Source organism: Pelagerythrobacter rhizovicinus (assembly GCF_004135625.1).
In the GTDB taxonomy this organism is placed as follows: domain Bacteria; phylum Pseudomonadota; class Alphaproteobacteria; order Sphingomonadales; family Sphingomonadaceae; genus Pelagerythrobacter; species Pelagerythrobacter rhizovicinus.
Window position 1 is genome coordinate 389,879 of sequence record NZ_SDPV01000001.1, and the last position, 16,471, is coordinate 406,349.

Here is a 16,471-nt window from a genome sequence, read left to right on the forward strand (position 1 = left end):
CGGGTCGGAAATTCCTCCGACCAAACGAGCTCACAAGGTCCGTCCTTCGAGGTGAACCCATCGAGCGTCCCGTCCCGATGTTGTCCCATCCGGTGCTCGAGATTCTCGGTATGCCCGGTGTAGAACACGCCGCCGCGGCAGTGGAGAATGTAGGTCCAGAACGGCATGCGTTTCGCCTAAGTGAAGGACGGCCCTTCGACAAGCTCGGGGCGAACGGATGGGGAGGTGCTGCTTGATGCGGGAGAGGAGTGCTAGGAGAATCCCCGTGACGCTCCAGATCATCCGATCCGTAACGGACCAGATTCTCGCCGAAGCCGCGCGCGCGTCTCCGCGCGAGTGCTGCGGTATCCTGCTTGGCGACGGGGAAACTGTTCACGCTCTCGGCTCGGCGCGCAACGTCCACCCAGCGCCCGAGATGCACTTCGAGATCGATCCGCGTGCGCTGATCGACGCGCACCGGGCGGCGCGTGCGGGCGGGCCGCAGGTCGTGGGTTACTATCACTCCCACCCGTCCGGTCCCGCCGAGCCTTCGCCTACGGACCAGGCCATGGCGGCGCGCGACGGCCGCGTCTGGGCGATCGCCGGCGAAGGCGAGGTACGGTTCTGGCGCGACGACGAAGCGGGGTTCGAACCGCTTTCCCTGCGAGTCATTGATCGGTAAGGCTGCGGTTAACCTGATCATCGCCGCACGGGACGACGTTTTTCAACCCATGACCGATACCGACGCCATCGATCTCGCCAGCATGCTCTGTTCGCGCCTGTGTCACGACATGCTCAGCCCGGTCGGGGCACTGTCCAACGGGCTCGAACTCCTCGCCGGGGAGAAGGACCCGGAGATGCGCCAGCGCTGCTTCGAACTGCTCGAGCAGAGCGCGCAGATCAGCGCCGACAAGCTCAAGTTCTTCCGCCTTGCTTACGGTGCGGCGGGCGGTTTCGGCGACCAGGTGGACGTGGCCGAGGCCCGTGCGGTGATCGATGCGCTGGCCCGCGACGCGAAGCGGGTCGCGGTGAACTGGGCGCTGGCCGAAAGCCGCATGTCCAAGCCGGCGGTGAAGGTGCTGCTCAACTTCGCCCACATGGGGATCGAGGCGCTCGTGCGCGGCGGCACGATAGATATCGGGGCCGAAGTGCGGGAGGGCGCTACCGAAATCGTCGTTCGCGCCGCGGGCGCCAGGATCGCCTTCGACGAGACGATCGGTGCGGCGCTCGAAGGCAATCTGTCGAAAGACAAGCTCTCCAGTCGCACCGCGCCTGCGCACCTGCTGTGCCTGCTGGCCGATCACGCGGGCGGCGGGCTGCAGTACCGTCAGACCGGTGACGCGCTGGTTCTCGGAGCGGTCCTGCCGAACGGCTGATGGACGAACTCGTTCACCGCGAGCGGCCGTCGCCCAATTTCAACGAACGGACGCTGCCGGTCTCGATGGTGGTGATCCACTATACCGAAATGGAAAGCGCCGAGGCCGCGCTGGAGCGTCTGTGTGATCCCGAAGCAGGGGTCAGCGCGCACTACCTGATCTCGGAGGCCGGCGAGGTCACGCGGCTGGTCCCGGAGGACAAGCGTGCCTGGCACGCGGGCGCTTCCTACTGGCGAGGGCACAAGGACGTGAACTCTGCCAGCATCGGGATCGAGCTCGATCATCCCGGGCATGCGCTCGGCTATCGCGACTTCTCGGAAGCGCAGTTTGCCGCGCTGGTTCCCCTGGTCGCGCGGATCGTGAAGGATCATGACATTCCGCGCGCCAACGTCGTCGGCCATTCCGATGTCGCCCCCGCGCGCAAGATCGATCCGGGCGAACTCTTTCCCTGGGATCGGCTGGCCGAATACGGCCTGTGCCTGCCGCGTCCCGAGAAGCTCGAGCTTGGCGATCCTTTCGACAACGACGGTGCGTTCTACCTCGCGCTCGAGCGTTTCGGCTACGATGTGACCGACGGCCGCAAAGCGGTCGAGGCGTTCCAGCGCCGCTGGCGGCCGGAGCGGATCGATGGCGAGATCGATGGGCAGATCCGGGCGATCCTGTTCCAGCTCCTCTTGGATCGCGACCGGGGACACGCTAGATAGGGCGCGCCAGGGGGCCGGGCAGCCGCGCCCCTTCGACAAGCTCAGGATGAGCGGGTTGGAGGGTCGAGGAAAGTCCGGGCTCCACGAAACGAGGGTGGCGGGTAACGCCCGCCGGGTCCGCGCGAGCGGGCTCAGGGAAAGTGCCACAGAGAGTATACCGCCGACGCGGCCCTAAAGGCCGCAGGCAAGGGTGAAAGGGTGCGGTAAGAGCGCACCGGGGCCTCGGCAACGCGGCCCGCATGGCAAACCCCACCCGGAGCAAGGCCGAATAGGGGCGGCGCGCCTGCGAATGCGGGCCGGGGTGTTTCGCCCCGAGCGCAAGCTGCGACCGCCCGGGTTGGCTGCTTGAGCGCACGGAGCAATCCGTCGCCTAGACGAATGGCTGCCCTCGCGGGGCCGGTCCCTTTTCGGGATACCGCCCGCGAGACAGAACCCGGCTTACAGGCCCCCTGGCATTTCTCCTGACGTGCGATCCGAAGATGGGCTTGCCTTGGTCTCGCAAGCGGCCGAAGTGTGGCGCAATGCGGATCGCGATCATCGACGAAAGCGCCACCAGGGCGTCGATCATCGAAGATGGCCTCGCACAACTGCCGGACAGCGAGATATTCATCCTCACCGAGCGCAAGGGTCTCGTGCCGCGGCTCGAGGCGATCGCGCCCGACGTCGTGCTGATCGATCTCGGCAATCCCTCGCGCGACGTGCTGGAGGAATACTTCGCGGTCAGCCGGGCGCTCGCCCGCCCGATTGCGATGTTCGTCGACCAGGCCGACGACGAAGCGATCGCCGCGTCGATCGACGCCGGCGTGTCCGCTTATGTCGTCGACGGGCTTTCCGCCCATCGCATCCGGCCCCTGCTCGACCTTGCGATCAAGCGTTTCAACGCCTTTGCGAGGCTGCAGGCCGATCTTGCGGCGGCCGAGGGCAAGCTGGCTGAGCGCGAGACGATCGATCGTGCCAAACGGATCCTGATGGACAGCAAGGGCCTCAGCGAGCCCGAGGCCTATGCCGAGCTGCGCCGCAAGGCGATGAGCTCGAGCCGGCGGATCGCCGAGATCGCCGAAGCGGTCGTCACCGCACACGATCTTCTGGGAGACGGAGCATGACCGAGAAACTGACTGTCGGCTTCCTCCCGCTGGCGGATGCCTGCCTGCCGATTCTCGCGCACGAGCACGGCTTTGCCGAGGAGGAGGGCCTCGCGCTCAACTTCCAGCGTGACGTCAGCTGGGCGACCGTGCTCGACCGGCTTCTCTACGGCCATACCGACGCGGCGCACCTGGTCGCGCCGCTGGCGATCGCCGCGACGCTTGGCCGGGGGCGCCCCGCGCAGCCGCTGGCCGTACCTTTCGTGCTCGGTCTCAATGGAAATGCGATCACCATGTCGGCCGCACTGGCGGGCCGGATCGCGCGTTCCGGAAAGTTCGAGGATCCCCGCGAACTCGGCGCCGGCCTCGCGAGCGAGGTGGCGGCGCGCAAGCGTGCCGGGAGCAAGCTGCGCTTCGGGGTGGTCCACCGCTATTCCAGCCACAACTACATGCTCCGCTACTGGCTGGCCGGATGCGGCGTCCGGCCCGACGAAGACGTGGAGATCATGACGGTCTCGCCGCCTTTCGTTGCCGACGCCTACGCCAGCGGCGAGATCGATGGCGCCTGCGTAGGGGAACCGTGGAACAGCCTTGCGGTCGAACGCGGCGTGGCGAGGATCGTGCTCGCCACGGCGCAGATCTGGCGCAGGGGCGTGGAGAAAGTGCTGGCCGTGCGCAGCCCCGTGCTGGAAGCCCGGCGCCCCGCTTTCGAGGCGCTGATCCGGGCCATGCGCAAGGCCGGCAAGCACTTCGTCGACCCTGAAAACTGGGACGGCAATGCGAGAATTCTCGCCCGGCCGGAATATGTCGGCGGCGATCCCGCGTTGATTCGCCGTGCAATCTCCGACCGGCTGGTCCTGCGGCAAGGCGGCGAACCGGTGCATTTTCCCGATTTCATGTTCCAGCACAGCGAGGCGGCCAACTTCCCCTGGGTGAGCCAGGCGCTATGGCTCTATTCGCAGATGATCCGCTGGGACCGGACGCCGTTCGCGACCGGAGAGGCGGCAGCGGCCGCCGCGGTATTCCGCCCCGACGTATACCGCAGTGCAATGCAAGACACCGACGATCCGCTTCCCGGCGCCAGTTCCAAGGTCGAGGGCAGCGTAGCGCAGCTTACCTCGGTGGGTACGCAGCAGGGCGTCATCACATTGTCCCCGAACACTTTCTTCGATGGGGACAGCTTCGATCCGGAGAAACTCGAAGAGTATCTTGCGCGACTGCCGTAGCGTGGCTTGTTGAGTATCCAATGAACCGCAACGGCACTTTTGGTTTGTGATTGTGACTGGTATTTTGGTTATTTACCGATGCTCCCGAGAGTGCGTTTTCGCTGCTGCCCGCGTCGACCGCCGATTTTGCTGCACCGCAAAAACTGCTTGGCGAACGTGATATGACTCGATAACAATTGCTGCGGAACGGAGAGCCGCCCCACCGCCGGGGCGAGCAGCGCCTCCGTTTCGGTTCTTACATTGCGTGGCAACGTCGCCGCCCGATCTGGCTCCCACCCGGGACCCATGTCGAGGCGGCTTTTTTGCGTTGTGCGCCAATCCGGCGAGGGTTCGAGTGAGCGATTACGACGCAGATTTTCGGAGAGGGGCGGGTTCGTGGCGCAAGCCGCTGGCGGTGCTTGCTCCGTTCCTCATCGCCGGCTGGCCGCACCCGGCGTCCGCCGCACCGGGCGATACGATCGAGATCGGCGGCGGCGCGTCGCTCGATCCGATCCTCGCGGCCCGGCTGCGTCATGAGGTCGTCGACCAGGCCGGCGCGCCCGACGATGCAGAGGCGCTCACCCTGCGGGTCCGCGCCGGCGCCGAGTTGAAAATCGAGGGCTTCTCGATCCTTGCCGAAGGCGAGGGCACGGCGGCGCTGGCCGACGACTACAACGATACGCTTCCCGGCAACGGCATCGAGCCGTTTCCGGTGGTCGCCGACCCGGAAAATTTCGAGCTGAACCGCCTGCAAGTGTCCTGGACGCGCGACGGCACCGGGGTCACGGTCGGGCGCCAGCGGATCATCCTCGACAACGCGCGCTTCGTCGGCAACGTCGGCTGGCGACAAAACGAGCAGACGTTCGACGCCGTCCGCGGGCAGGCAAAGCTCGGCCCTGTCTCGCTGGATGCGACCTATTCGATCTCGCAGCGGACGGTGTTCGGCGTCGACAGCCCGAACTCGCACTTCGACGGCGACATCGTGCTGCTGAACGGCGGGATCGACCTGCCGGTGATCGATGCCAAAGCCTTCGCCTATCTGGTCGATTACGACACGCGGGTGGCTTTCTCGAGCCAGACTTACGGCGTGCTCGCGAGCGCAGGCGTCGACATTCCCGCCGTCGGCAAGCTCAATGCCCTGGCCAGCTATGCCCGGCAGAGCGACTATGGCGCCAATCCCATCGCCTACGACGCAGACTACATCAACGCACGGCTCGGCCTCGCCCTGTTCGGGTTCGATCTCGCCGCCGGTTACGAGGAACTCGGCAGCGACGGCGGTGTCGCGGCGTTTCAGACGCCGCTCGCTACGCTGCACGCGTTCAACGGCTGGGCCGACATGTTCCTGACCACGCCACCCACCGGCCTGCGCGACCATTACGTGACGGTCGGCCGATCGTTCGGCGTGCCGTTCCTGCCCGGCCTCAAAGCCGACCTCACCTACCACGAGTTCGACAGCGATTTCGGCGGCCTCGACTACGGATCCGAGTGGGACGCCTCCCTCGGCTTCAAGGTCGGGCCGGCCGCCCTGCTGGCGAAATACGCGAACTACCGCGCCGACGGGTTCGCCGTCGATACCGAGAAATTCTGGCTTCAGGCCGAAATCAGCTTCTAACCGAGGAGAATTTTCAATGTCTTACCTCGCACCTTCGGAATTCGTCACCAAGATGGTCGACGCGGGCGAATCCAAGATCTTCATGTCGACCAAGGACACGCTGATCCGCGCCTTCATGGCGGGCGCGACACTGGCTCTGGCGGCGGCGTTCGCGATCGCCGTCACGGTGCAGACCGGGGATGCGCTGCTCGGCGCGGTGCTGTTCCCGGTCGGTTTTGTCATGCTCTACCTGCTTGGCTTCGACCTGCTGACCGGCGTGTTCGTGCTCGCCCCGCTGGCAGTGTGGGACAAGCGGCCGGGCTGCACCTGGGGCGGCGTACTGCGCAACTGGGGCCTGGTGTTCACCGGCAATTTCGCCGGGGCGCTGACCACGGCGGTGCTGATGGCGATCTATTTCACCTACGGCTTCCAGACGGAACCGAACGAGGTCGCGCAGCGGATTGCTTCCATCGGCGAAGGCCGCACGCTCGGCTATGCCGAATTCGGCGTAGCCGGGTGGCTGACGATCTTCGTGCGCGGGATGCTGTGCAACTGGATGGTCTCGACCGGCGTGGTCGGGGCGATGATCTCGACCAACGTTTCGGGCAAGGTGATCGCCATGTGGATGCCGATCATGCTGTTCTTCTACATGGTCTTCGAGCATTCGATCGTGAACATGTTCCTGTTTCCCAGCGCGCTGATGATGGGCGGGGCCTTCTCGCTGTGGGATTACTTCTGGTGGAACGAGATCCCGACCGTGCTCGGCAATCTGGTCGGCGGCCTGACCTTCACCGGGCTGACGCTCTACGCCACCCACATCCGCACCAGCCCAAGCCGCAAGGCAGTCGAGCCGGTGCTCTCGCGCGCCGCGTGAACTCGGCCGCGAGCGAGGCGGTTCCAGGCGGACTGGTCCGCCTCCCCCGCCCTGGGCCCGGCCGGCTGGAGATTTCGATCGGCCAGTATTCAGCCGCCGGGGTCAAGCCGGAGAACCAGGACTTCCACGGCGCCCTCGAGCCCGAGGGCGCCGACCGGCTGACCAAAGGCATCGCTATCGCGGTCGCCGACGGGATCAGCACCAGCCGCCTCGGCGCGGCCGCCGCCGAAACCGCGGTGAAGAGCTTCCTCACCGATTACTACTGCACCTCCGAAGCCTGGTCGGTGCGGACTGCGGCCGAACGGGTGATCGCTGCCACCAACTCCTGGATGCACGCACAGAACGCCCGGCACCGCCCGCGCGAGGAGGGCGAGAACCGCGAGCAGGCGGCGCTGATCTGCACGTTCGGCGCGCTCGTCCTGAGATCCCGCAGCGCGCATCTGTTCCACGTCGGCGACGGGCGGATCGCTCGCATTGCGGGCGGTGTGCTCGAGCCCCTCACCGAGCCCCACCGGGTCGAGCTCGGCGGGGGCGAGAGCTATCTCGGCCGTGCGCTCGGCGCCAACCGCTCGGTCGAGATCGACTACCGCCAGCTCCCGCTGCAGCCGGGCGACCTGTTCATGCTCTCGACCGACGGCGTGCACGATTTCGTCGGCACGGCGCGGACGGTGGAGCTGATCGAAACCGCAGCCGACCTGGAGGAGGCGGCGCGCGCGATCGCGGACGAAGCGCTGGCCAGCGGCAGCCGAGACAATCTCACGGTCCAGCTCGTGCGGATCGAGAGGCTGCCGAGCGGCGAGGTCGAGGAGCTGCTCGACGGCAGCCTCGGCCTGCCGCCGGCGCCGAGACTCACGCCGGGAGAGCTGTTCGAAGGCTACGAGATCGTCCGGGAAGTGCATGCCGGCAGCCGCAGCCATGTCTATCTCGCCCGCGATTTGGCGGACGGGGCGCAGGTGGCGATCAAGGTGCCCTCGACCGAGCACGCCGACGACCAGGGCGAGCTCGCCGCGCTCCTGCTCGAGGAATGGGTCACCCGCCGGGTATCCCACGCCAACCTCCTGCCTGCTGCTTCCCAGCGCGGCCCCCGGCGCCACGTTTATTCGGTCGCGCCTTTCATCGAGGGCGAGACGCTCGATGCATGGATGATGCGCCACCCGCGGCCCGAGCTGGCGGCGGTGCGTGATGTCGCGGGCCAGCTCGCGGCCGGCCTGCTCGCGCTGCACCGGCGGGAGATGTTGCACCGGGACCTGCGGCCGAAGAACGTGATGATCGATCGCGAAGGGACGGCGCGCATCATCGACTTCGGTTCGGTCGAGGTCGCGGGTCTCGGCGAGCTCGCGCCCGGTGCCGCGAAGCAGGCGCTGTTCGCCGGAACGGTGCAGTATGCCGCGCCCGAGCTGTTCCTGGGCGACCTGGCGAGCCCGCGCAGCGATCTCTTCTCGCTCGGAGTGATTGTCTATCAGATGCTGACAGGAGCGCTGCCATACGGCACGGCAGTCGCGAACGCGAGCACGCCCGCGGCGCAGCGGCGGCTGCGCTATCGCCCTGCTTCGGACCGGAATCCGGACGTCCCCGGCTGGGTCGACGCAGCGCTCGCCCGGGCGGTCGCGGTCGACCCTGCGAAGCGCTATGGCGAACTGAGCGAGTTCATCTACGACCTTTCGCATCCGAATCCGGCGCTTCTCGAATTCGCCCCGCGGCCGCTGCTGGAGCGGGGCGGCGTGCGGCAGTGGCAGATCGTATCGGCGATACTGGCCCTGCTGCTCGCGTTGTCGGTTCTCCGGTGGCCAGAGTTGACCCTGCTCGCACGTTAGGCACGCCTGCCGCATTTTGCTGCACTGCAAAAAGCGCTTGCTGGCAGGGCGGCGAATCCGTTACAAGATTGGTGAAGGCGGACAGGGCCCGTCCACCGTTGGACGAAACCGGCCCACCGCTCGAACAGCAGCACAGCGTGGCAATGACGCCGCCAGTCTCTCCCTCTCCGGGGTGCGATCTGGCGGCTTTTTTGCGTGCGCGGCTGGCGACCGGAAGGGACAAGGCAAGTGAACGCACCGACGAGCTTCGATCAGGCACAGCGGAGGCGCGAGCGATTGGTCGTCATCGGCAACGGCATGGCCGGCTGCCGGGCGGTCGAGGAGATCCTGGCACGCGACGCGAAGCGCTATGCGATCACCATTTTCGGCGCCGAGCCGCGGGTCAACTACAACCGCATCATGCTTTCGCCGGTTCTGGCGGGCGAGAAGAGCTTCGACGAGATCGTGCTCAACACCGCCGAATGGTACGCCGAGAACGGCATCGAGCTGGTCTCCGGCGATCCGGTCGACCACATCGACCGGGAGCGGCAGACGGTAGTCGCCCGCTCCGGCCGGGTCGAGTCCTACGACAAGCTGCTGATTGCGACCGGGTCCGATCCGTTCATCATCCCGGTGCCGGGCCGCGACCTGCCGGGCGTGGTGACGTTCCGCGACCTCGATGACGTCGACAAGATGCTGGCGGCGGCCGAGCAGGGCGGCCCAAATGAAGAGCAAGGGCGGGCGGTGGTGATCGGTGGCGGGCTGCTGGGGCTGGAGGCGGCGCACGGCCTCTCGCTGCGCGGGATGACTGTCACCGTCGTCCACCTGATGCCGACGCTGATGGAGCGCCAGCTCGACGAGGCGGCCGGCTGGCTGCTGAAGCAGGAGCTGGAACGGCGCGGGCAGACGATCCTGACCGGCGCGGATACGCAGGAGATCGTCGGGAAGGACGGCCACGTCGCCGCCGTACGGCTGAAGGACGGGCGCGAGATTCCGGCGGACATCGTGATCATGGCGGTCGGCATCCGGCCATCGATCATGCTCGCCAAGACCTCGGGGCTCGAATGCGAACGCGGCATCATGGTCGACGACCACATGGTAACCTCGGACCCGAACGTGCTCGCGGTGGGCGAGTGCGTCCAGCACCGCGGGCAGTGCTACGGCCTCGTCGCGCCGCTGTGGGAGATGTGCCGCGCGCTGGCCGATCACCTGACCGAACAACCGAGCGGCTATGCGGGCTCGGTCACTTCGACCAAGCTCAAGGTCTCCGGCATCGACGTGTTCTCGGCCGGCGACTTCTCGGGCGGCGACGAGGGCGAGGACATCGTCATGCGCGACGCGGCGCGCGGCGTGTACAAGCGCCTGGTCCTGAAGGACAACCGCATCGTCGGCGCGGTGCTCTACGGCGATACCGTCGACGGCAACTGGTACTTCGACCTGCTGAAGAAGCAGGAGGACGTGTCCGAGATGCGCGAAGGGCTGATCTTCGGCCAGGCCTTTGCGCTCGGCGGAGGCGCCCTCGCGGACCCTAACGCCGCCGTTGCCGCCCTCCCGGACGACGCAGAGATCTGCGGCTGCAACGGCGTATCCAAGGGCAAAGTCATCCAGTGCATCCTCGACGGCGCCGCCAGCCTCGACGCCGTGCGCTCTACCTGCAAGGCCTCGGCCAGCTGCGGATCGTGCACTGGGCTCGTCGAGGGGCTGCTGGCGCTGACTCTCGGCGACGAGGTCCAGGCGGGCCCGAAGACCATGTGCAAGTGCACCAGCTTCGGCCATGACGACGTGCGCCGCCTGATCCTCGAGAAGGAGCTGAAGGCGATCCCGCAGGTCATGCAGGAGCTGCACTGGACCACGCCCGACGGCTGCGCCTCCTGCCGCCCGGCGCTCAACTACTATCTCCTGTGCGCCTGGCCGGGCGAGTACGAGGACGACCAGAAGAGCCGCTTCGTCAACGAGCGCCTGCACGCCAACATCCAGAAGGACGGCACCTACTCGGTCGTGCCGAGGATGTGGGGCGGCATCACCAACCCGCGCGAGCTGCGGGCGATCGCCGACGTGATCGAGAAGTTCGATGCGCGCATGGTCAAGGTCACCGGCGGACAGCGGCTCGATATCTTCGGGATCAGGAAGGAGGATCTGCCGGCGGTCTGGGCCGATCTCAACGCCGCGGGCATGGTCTCCGGCCACGCCTACGGCAAGAGCCTGCGCACGGTGAAGACCTGTGTCGGCTCCGAATGGTGCCGCTTCGGGACGCAGGATTCGACCGGCCTTGGCGTCAAGCTCGAGCAGATGAGCTGGGGCAGCTGGATGCCGCACAAGTTCAAGATGGCGGTCAGCGGCTGCCCGCGGAACTGCGCCGAGGCGACGATCAAGGACTTCGGGGTTGTCTGCGTCGACAGCGGCTACGAGCTCCACGTCGGCGGCAACGGCGGGATCAAGGTCCGCGCAACCGACCTGCTGTGCAAGGTCGCCACCGAAGAAGAGGCGCTGGAGCACTGCGCCGCGTTCATCCAGCTTTACCGCGAGGATGCGCACTACCTCGAGCGCACGGCGCCGTGGCTCGAGCGCAAGGGGCTCGAGTGGATCAGGGCGCAGATGTTCGACGACCCGGACGCGGTGCGGCGATTGGCTGCGCGATTCCGCCATTCGCAGAAGTTCATGCAGGACGATCCGTGGGCGAAGCGTGCGGCAGGCGAACGGCGCGATCTGCACAGCCACCTCGCCACCGTCGTCCCTGCCGGAATGGAGTACGCATAATGGAAGCGACATGGCTCGACCTTGGCCCGGTCACGCAGATCGAACCGGGCATGGCAGCCACGCTGCCGGTGATCGGTGGCGAGGAGATCGCGGTGTTCCACACCACGCGCGGCGAGTTCTACGCGCTGGTCAACAAGTGCCCGCACAAGCAGGGGCCGCTGAGCCAGGGCATTGTCCACGGCGACAGCGTCACCTGCCCGCTGCACAGCTGGCGCATCTCGCTCAAGAGCGGCCAGGTCCTCGGCGGCGACGAGGGTTGCGTTCCGACCATTCCGTTGAAGGTCGATTGCGGCCGAATCTACCTTCTGCGCGAGAGCGTCGTGGGGAAGCGGGCGGCATGACGGGGGAATTTCCGTCCGGCACGGTGTGGCTGGTGGGAGCGGGGCCGGGCGACCCCGACCTGCTCACGCGCAAGGCCGAACGGCTGATCCGCTCGGTAAGCCTGGTGATCCACGACGCGCTCGTCGGGCCTGAGGTCCTCGATCTCGTTCCGCCGTCCGCTCGTCGCGTCTACGCGGGCAAGCGCGCCGGGCGCCATGCGATGGATCAGTGCGCCATCAGCGGGCTGATCATCGAGGCCGCGCTGGCCGGAGAGCGCGTCGTGCGGCTGAAGGGCGGGGTCGTTCGCATGCATGGGAACAAATCCAACGTTTGTGAATTTCACGCGCTGACAAGGCGATCGGGAGAGTCGCCGGAAATCCTCTCGTCACGATGCCGCCAGAGCGTGATCGCCAGCCGTACCCCCCCCAATACCCCCGGCTGGCCCACTCCCCGCTCCGGCGGGCTTTTTTTTGGGCGATGCGGTTCGTCGCCGGGGCGCCAACTGCGCTCGGCGGGCCAAGGCTGCCTGCCTGCCCGCAAGGCGGGATAGAGGTTTTCGGGAGCCCCGCAGCGATGCCGCGCGTGACAGGGTCAGCGGCGCCGGTGGCGGAGACGGAGGGATTCGAACCCTCGATACCCGATAGGGTATGGTTCCTTAGCAGGGAACTGGTTTCAGCCACTCACCCACGTCTCCGCATGCCCGGCGGCGTGCGAGGGGCGCGCTATAACGGGCACGGGTGAGCGCTGCAAGCCGCCTCTCGTCTCGCGCGGCGAACGGTGCGCTCGGCGCCGTTCCGACTCGTTTCGCCCCGTTTTCGATTCGCTTCGTCGCCGGTTCATTGCCGCTTCAGCCGCAAGGGATTCTGTTCGCTTCTGGACAGGTCCGGGTTTCGGGCCCGATTTCGGACCAGGAGGGGCCACATGCAACGCATTCCCACAATTCGCCGCGCGATGGCCGGCCTTGCCGCCGCCTTTGCGCTGACCGCCGCACCGCTCGCTGCGCAGTCGATCGAGACGTTCGATCCCGACACCGCGATCGACGCGGATCTCGAGGAAGCGCCCGGCAGCGAGCCGGTCTACGCCGATGAGGTCGCGCAGCCGCAGGACAACACGGTCACCTACTCGCCGACGCCCCCCGACGGCGCGCCCGTCGCCCCGACCTGGTCGGACCCGGCGCAGGCGACGGACCAGGGCGCGGCCGCCACCGGCGAGGTCGCCGGAAACACGCAGGTCGCCGCCGCGGACAGCGACACCTACAAGGAAGACGACCTGATCGGCGCCGCCGAAGGGCTGTTCGGCAAGGGCGCCGAGGGCGTCGCGAAGATGATCCAGGGCCTGCTGAAGGAGCAGGGCGAGCCCAACGCCTACATCGTCGGTCGTGAGGCGGGCGGCGCGTTCGTCGTCGGCGCCCGCTACGGCTCGGGCACGCTCTACCACAAGGTCGAGGGGCAGCGCCCCGTCTACTGGACCGGGCCCTCGGTCGGGTTCGACGTCGGCGCGAACGCCGGCAACACCTTCGTGCTGGTCTACAATCTCTACGACACCGAGGAGCTCTACGAACGCTATCCGGCGGGCGAGGGGCAGGCCTACGTGGTGGGCGGCCTCACTGCCAGCTACATGCGCAAGGGCAATGTCGTGCTGATCCCGATCCGGGTGGGTGCGGGGCTGCGGCTGGGGGTCAACGCCGGCTACATGAAGTTCTCCAAGAAGCAGCGCTGGCTGCCCTTCTGAGCATCTGTTCGGGAATCGGTGCCGCTTCTCCAAAAGTTCTGACCACCCAAGCAAAACTGCGCTGACGGGGAAGGGCTGCGACGGGATTTTCTGTTGCGGCCCTTCGCACGTCTGGGCATGGGGCGGCACATGCTCGACAGACTCGAACCGCAAGCCCCCGACGCGCTGCTCGCGCTGATCAAGCTCTATGCCGACGACGAGCGGGCGGACAAGATCGACCTCGGCGTCGGCGTCTATCGCACGGGGCAGGGCGACACGCCGGTCTTCGCCGCGATCAAGCAGGCCGAGCAGCGGCTGGTCGAGGAGCAGGAGTCGAAATCGTATCTCGGCCCCGAGGGCGACATGGGCTTCGTCAACGCGCTGATCCCGCACGCCTTCGGACGCGACGGAACGATGGGCGGGCGGTTGCAGGGCATGCAGACGCCGGGCGGCACCGGCGCGGTGCGCCTCGCCGTCGCGGTGGCCCAGCGCGCGGGCGTGAGCCGCATCCACCTCGGCGCGCCGAGCTGGCCCAACCACGCGCAGATCCTCGCCGACGTCGGCGTGGAGGCGGCCATGTTCGAGCACGCCAATCCCGACGGCACCGCCAATGCCGAGGCTGCGCTCGCCGCGATCCGCGGGGCGAAGGAAGGCGAGGCGGTGCTGCTGCACGGCTGCTGCCACAACCCGACCGGGATCGACTACTCCCCCGAGGAATGGGACGCGATCGCCGATGCGTTCGCGGGCGGCGCGGCGCTGCCGATCCTCGACCTTGCCTACCAGGGCCTCGGCCACGGGATGGAGGAGGACGCCTACGGCCTGCGCCGCGTGCTCGATGCGGTGCCGGAAGCGCTGGTCGCCTACAGCTGCGACAAGAACTTCGGCATGTACCGCGACCGCGTGGGCGCGCTCTACGCGCTCGCCCGCGACGCCGGACAGATCGACGCGATCCAGTCGAACCTCAACGCGCTGGCCCGCGCGGCCTGGTCGATGCCGCCCGATCACGGCGGCGCGGCGGTGCGGATCGTGCTGCGCGATGCGGACCTGACCGCGCTGTGGCTCGACGAGCTCGAGACGATGCGCGAGCGGATGCGCCGGGTGCGCCAATCGCTCGCCGACGCGGGAACGGCCGGCGCGGTCGACCTGGCGCCGCTGGCGCACCAGAACGGGCTGTTCTCGGTCCTGCCGGTGAGCAAGGAGCAGGTCGAGCGGCTGCGGACCGAGCATGCGATCTACATGGCGGGCTCGGGCCGGATCAACGTCGCCGGGCTGCACGGCGGCAACATCGAGAAGTTCGTGCAGGCGCTCGCCGCCGTCACCGGCTGACAGTCCGATCCGGAACTTGCGTTTCAAATCTCTCATGATCCCCGGCCCTTCGACGCCGCCTGCGGCGTCGCTCAGGATAAACTGCCGCTTTGCGGCAAGCAGGGGGCTCAGGCCGCTGGCGCTCCGCCTGATAGCCTGAGACCCCAGCCTTCGCTGGGGATCGGGGTGGGGCGTGGCCGGGCGTGGGCCGGTGCCGGACTTCGAATCAGGCCCTGAGAGGGCTTGTGCCAACTGCGGAACCGGCCGCCCGGTTGACACTCGACGGCATATTTGCGCGGCGTGACCTTTCATGCCGCCTCCCTCTCCCGCCGGGTGCGCTCGCCGGTGATCCGCGCGCGGTCGAGCCGAGCAAGCAACTGAAAAAGCGCGGCATTGTCGGGTCTCCGCCACACCCCGGCGAAGCGGCCGCGGTGCATCCGCACCTGCCACAGGCCGGTCTCGACGCGCCACATGAGCTCCCTGTTCGTGACCTTCCGTGACGGGGTCACGCCGGCCTGTGACCTTTTGCCGTCACCTTGCGCGGGGGCGATCCCGAGCGCCGCATTCCACGCCGCATTGAAGCCTTCCGCTCCCTCGCGGCGGCGCAGCCGGTAGGCGGTTTCGCGCGCCATCGACACACGCCGCGCGGCTTCGGTGACGGAACGGGTTTCGGCGAGATATCCGATGAACAGGGCCTGCCGCCGCGGCGTCCACCCGTCGGCGCGGGTGCGGCCGGGCACGGCGTAGAACAGCGGGATCCGGGGCGGCGCAGGCTTCCGCTCGCGCGGGAGAAGGGGCGGATAGTGCTTCATCCGAAAGGATAAGGCAGATTTTCGCGATGTAGGAAAGTTGTTTTTGTACGTACTTTGTTCTTATTTCCCGCGACCGCTAGATCAAAACTCCGTCGTCCCCGCGAAGGCTGGGTCGCGTGCAGCGAGGCCGACCTGGTGGAGAGCGATCCCCGCGTTCGTGAGGTGAAGAGTATTTGGTTCACACAAAGACACCAAGGCACAAAGATGTGGCGTTTGCGGCGATGTCGTTCCGCATCATGGCGGAAGAGTGAGGGCTACGGTCGAGGAAGGGGTGTCCCGCTGCGCGGGGCGGAACATCTTCGTGCGTTGGTGTCTTTGTGTGAACAATCCGGAGCGGCGGTGCGACCGGCAGGCCGCTTGCGGTTCTCGCTCATAGGACTGCGCGATGAGGGAACTTGCCGTCGGGGCGTCGGAGCGGTTTCGGATCGGGAGGCACGCGCCACCCCGGAGCGCACACGCCCCATCTCACTTACGGTTATAAACCCGGATAGCCCTACGTAGGTCGCCGCCTCCAACACGGAGGATCGTATGAAGACCGTTTTCGCATTGGCCGCCGCTTCGCTCACCGTCAGCGGCGCCGCGTTCGCTCAGGAAGCCACCGCTCCGGCGCAGCCGACCACGCCCCCGGCCGCGCAGGCCGCGCCGCAGTCGGCGGACATCTCCGACGAGCAGGTCGACCGTTTCGCGCTGGCCGCGCTCAAGGTCGAGCAGATCGCCGGCGACCAGGCCATGGACCAGCAGCAGAAGCAGAGCATGATGGCTGCCGCGGTGCAGGAATCGGGCATGGCGCCCCAGGAATTCAACGCCATTGCGGTGGCGAGCCAGGGTGATCCGGAGCTGCAGGAGCGCATCCAGGTTGCGGCCGCGGCCCACGTCCAGGCCGCGCAGAATGCGGCGTCACAGGGCAATCCCTGAGCCAAGCTCCCCCCGAATCGGAGAAGCTCTCTCCGTTTCGAACCAGC

General features: G+C 67.3%; 14 protein-coding genes, 1 tRNA gene, 1 other RNA gene and 2 pseudogenes. 15 read left to right on the plus strand and 3 right to left on the minus strand.

The features are described from left to right. Nucleotides 1-5: 5 nt before the first annotated feature. Nucleotides 6-167 (minus strand): annotated as a pseudogene (locus tag ETX26_RS14420) (GIY-YIG nuclease family protein); the annotation flags it as partial. A 98-nt stretch (nt 168-265) separates the two neighbouring features. Between ETX26_RS14420 and ETX26_RS01950 the strand changes: the two are divergent. From ETX26_RS01950 to ETX26_RS14425, 12 genes and pseudogenes are all read left to right on the plus strand, one after another. Beyond that, nucleotides 266-661, plus strand: a complete 396-nt coding sequence (locus ETX26_RS01950) for a M67 family metallopeptidase (RefSeq protein WP_129523025.1) — start codon at nt 266-268, stop codon at nt 659-661. Nucleotides 662-710: 49 nt separating this feature from the next. Then, nucleotides 711-1,355 carry a histidine phosphotransferase family protein gene (locus ETX26_RS01955; protein WP_129523026.1) on the plus strand — a complete coding sequence of 215 codons (645 nt, stop codon included), beginning with the start codon at nt 711-713 and terminating at the stop codon, nt 1,353-1,355. Continuing rightward, entirely contained in the window at nt 1,355-2,059 is a 705-nt protein-coding gene (locus ETX26_RS01960; protein ID WP_404825253.1) for an N-acetylmuramoyl-L-alanine amidase, read from the plus strand. Before ETX26_RS01955 ends, ETX26_RS01960 begins: the two co-directional genes overlap by 1 nt. Nucleotides 2,060-2,065: 6 nt before the next feature. Beyond that, nucleotides 2,066-2,516, plus strand: an RNA gene (rnpB, locus tag ETX26_RS01965) — RNase P RNA component class A. 64 nt (nt 2,517-2,580) lie between these two features. Beyond that, complete coding sequence (locus tag ETX26_RS01970; protein WP_129523028.1) at nt 2,581-3,162, plus strand: ANTAR domain-containing response regulator; 582 nt, start codon at nt 2,581-2,583, stop codon at nt 3,160-3,162. Beyond that, nucleotides 3,159-4,367 (plus strand): ABC transporter substrate-binding protein, encoded by a 1,209-nt coding sequence (locus ETX26_RS01975; protein ID WP_129523029.1) that lies wholly within the window; start codon nt 3,159-3,161, stop codon nt 4,365-4,367. The genes ETX26_RS01970 and ETX26_RS01975 overlap by 4 nt, the downstream gene beginning before the upstream one ends. 334 nt (nt 4,368-4,701) lie before the next feature. After that, on the plus strand, nt 4,702-5,958 hold the full coding sequence (locus tag ETX26_RS01980) for a hypothetical protein (RefSeq protein WP_225425453.1): 1,257 nt from the start codon (nt 4,702-4,704) through the stop codon (nt 5,956-5,958). Nucleotides 5,959-5,974: 16 nt separating this feature from the next. Next, nucleotides 5,975-6,811, plus strand: a complete 837-nt coding sequence (locus ETX26_RS01985) for a formate/nitrite transporter family protein (RefSeq protein WP_129523030.1) — start codon at nt 5,975-5,977, stop codon at nt 6,809-6,811. Beyond that, complete coding sequence (locus tag ETX26_RS01990; RefSeq protein ID WP_225425454.1) at nt 6,808-8,625, plus strand: bifunctional protein-serine/threonine kinase/phosphatase; 1,818 nt, start codon at nt 6,808-6,810, stop codon at nt 8,623-8,625. Before ETX26_RS01985 ends, ETX26_RS01990 begins: the two co-directional genes overlap by 4 nt. 228 nt (nt 8,626-8,853) lie before the next feature. Then, nucleotides 8,854-11,361, plus strand: a complete 2,508-nt coding sequence (nirB, locus tag ETX26_RS01995) for a nitrite reductase large subunit NirB (RefSeq protein ID WP_129523031.1) — start codon at nt 8,854-8,856, stop codon at nt 11,359-11,361. Beyond that, a complete protein-coding gene (gene nirD / locus ETX26_RS02000; RefSeq protein WP_129523032.1) occupies nt 11,361-11,702 on the plus strand; it encodes a nitrite reductase small subunit NirD in 342 nt (113 codons plus the stop codon). The genes nirB and nirD overlap by 1 nt, the downstream gene beginning before the upstream one ends. Then, nucleotides 11,699-11,980: pseudogene (locus tag ETX26_RS14425) on the plus strand (uroporphyrinogen-III C-methyltransferase); the annotation flags it as partial. The gene nirD and the pseudogene ETX26_RS14425, both read left to right, overlap by 4 nt. Nucleotides 11,981-12,286: 306 nt before the next feature. On the opposite strand, the gene ETX26_RS02010 reads toward ETX26_RS14425, so the two are convergent. Beyond that, nucleotides 12,287-12,376 (minus strand) — tRNA-Ser (locus tag ETX26_RS02010). A gap of 227 nt (nt 12,377-12,603) precedes the next feature. Between ETX26_RS02010 and ETX26_RS02015 the strand changes: the two genes are divergently transcribed. Together ETX26_RS02015 and ETX26_RS02020 are read left to right on the plus strand one after the other, a co-directional pair. Then, entirely contained in the window at nt 12,604-13,413 is an 810-nt protein-coding gene (locus ETX26_RS02015) for a DUF1134 domain-containing protein (RefSeq protein WP_129523034.1), read from the plus strand. 129 nt (nt 13,414-13,542) lie between these two features. Continuing rightward, nucleotides 13,543-14,718, plus strand: coding sequence for an amino acid aminotransferase (locus ETX26_RS02020; protein ID WP_129523035.1), 1,176 nt, complete (start codon nt 13,543-13,545; stop codon nt 14,716-14,718). Nucleotides 14,719-15,005: 287 nt separating this feature from the next. Here the strand turns inward: ETX26_RS02020 and ETX26_RS02025 are convergent, their stop codons facing one another. Continuing rightward, nucleotides 15,006-15,509: a hypothetical protein gene (locus tag ETX26_RS02025; protein WP_129523036.1), complete on the minus strand. Its 504-nt coding sequence runs from the start codon at nt 15,507-15,509 to the stop codon at nt 15,006-15,008. Between the two features lie 528 nt (nt 15,510-16,037). On the opposite strand from ETX26_RS02025, the gene ETX26_RS02030 reads away from it, so the two are divergent. Next, the gene (locus tag ETX26_RS02030; protein WP_129523037.1) at nt 16,038-16,424 is read left to right on the plus strand and encodes a DUF4168 domain-containing protein; all 387 of its coding nucleotides are present in this window, start codon (nt 16,038-16,040) and stop codon (nt 16,422-16,424) included. Nucleotides 16,425-16,471: the final 47 nt, after the last annotated feature.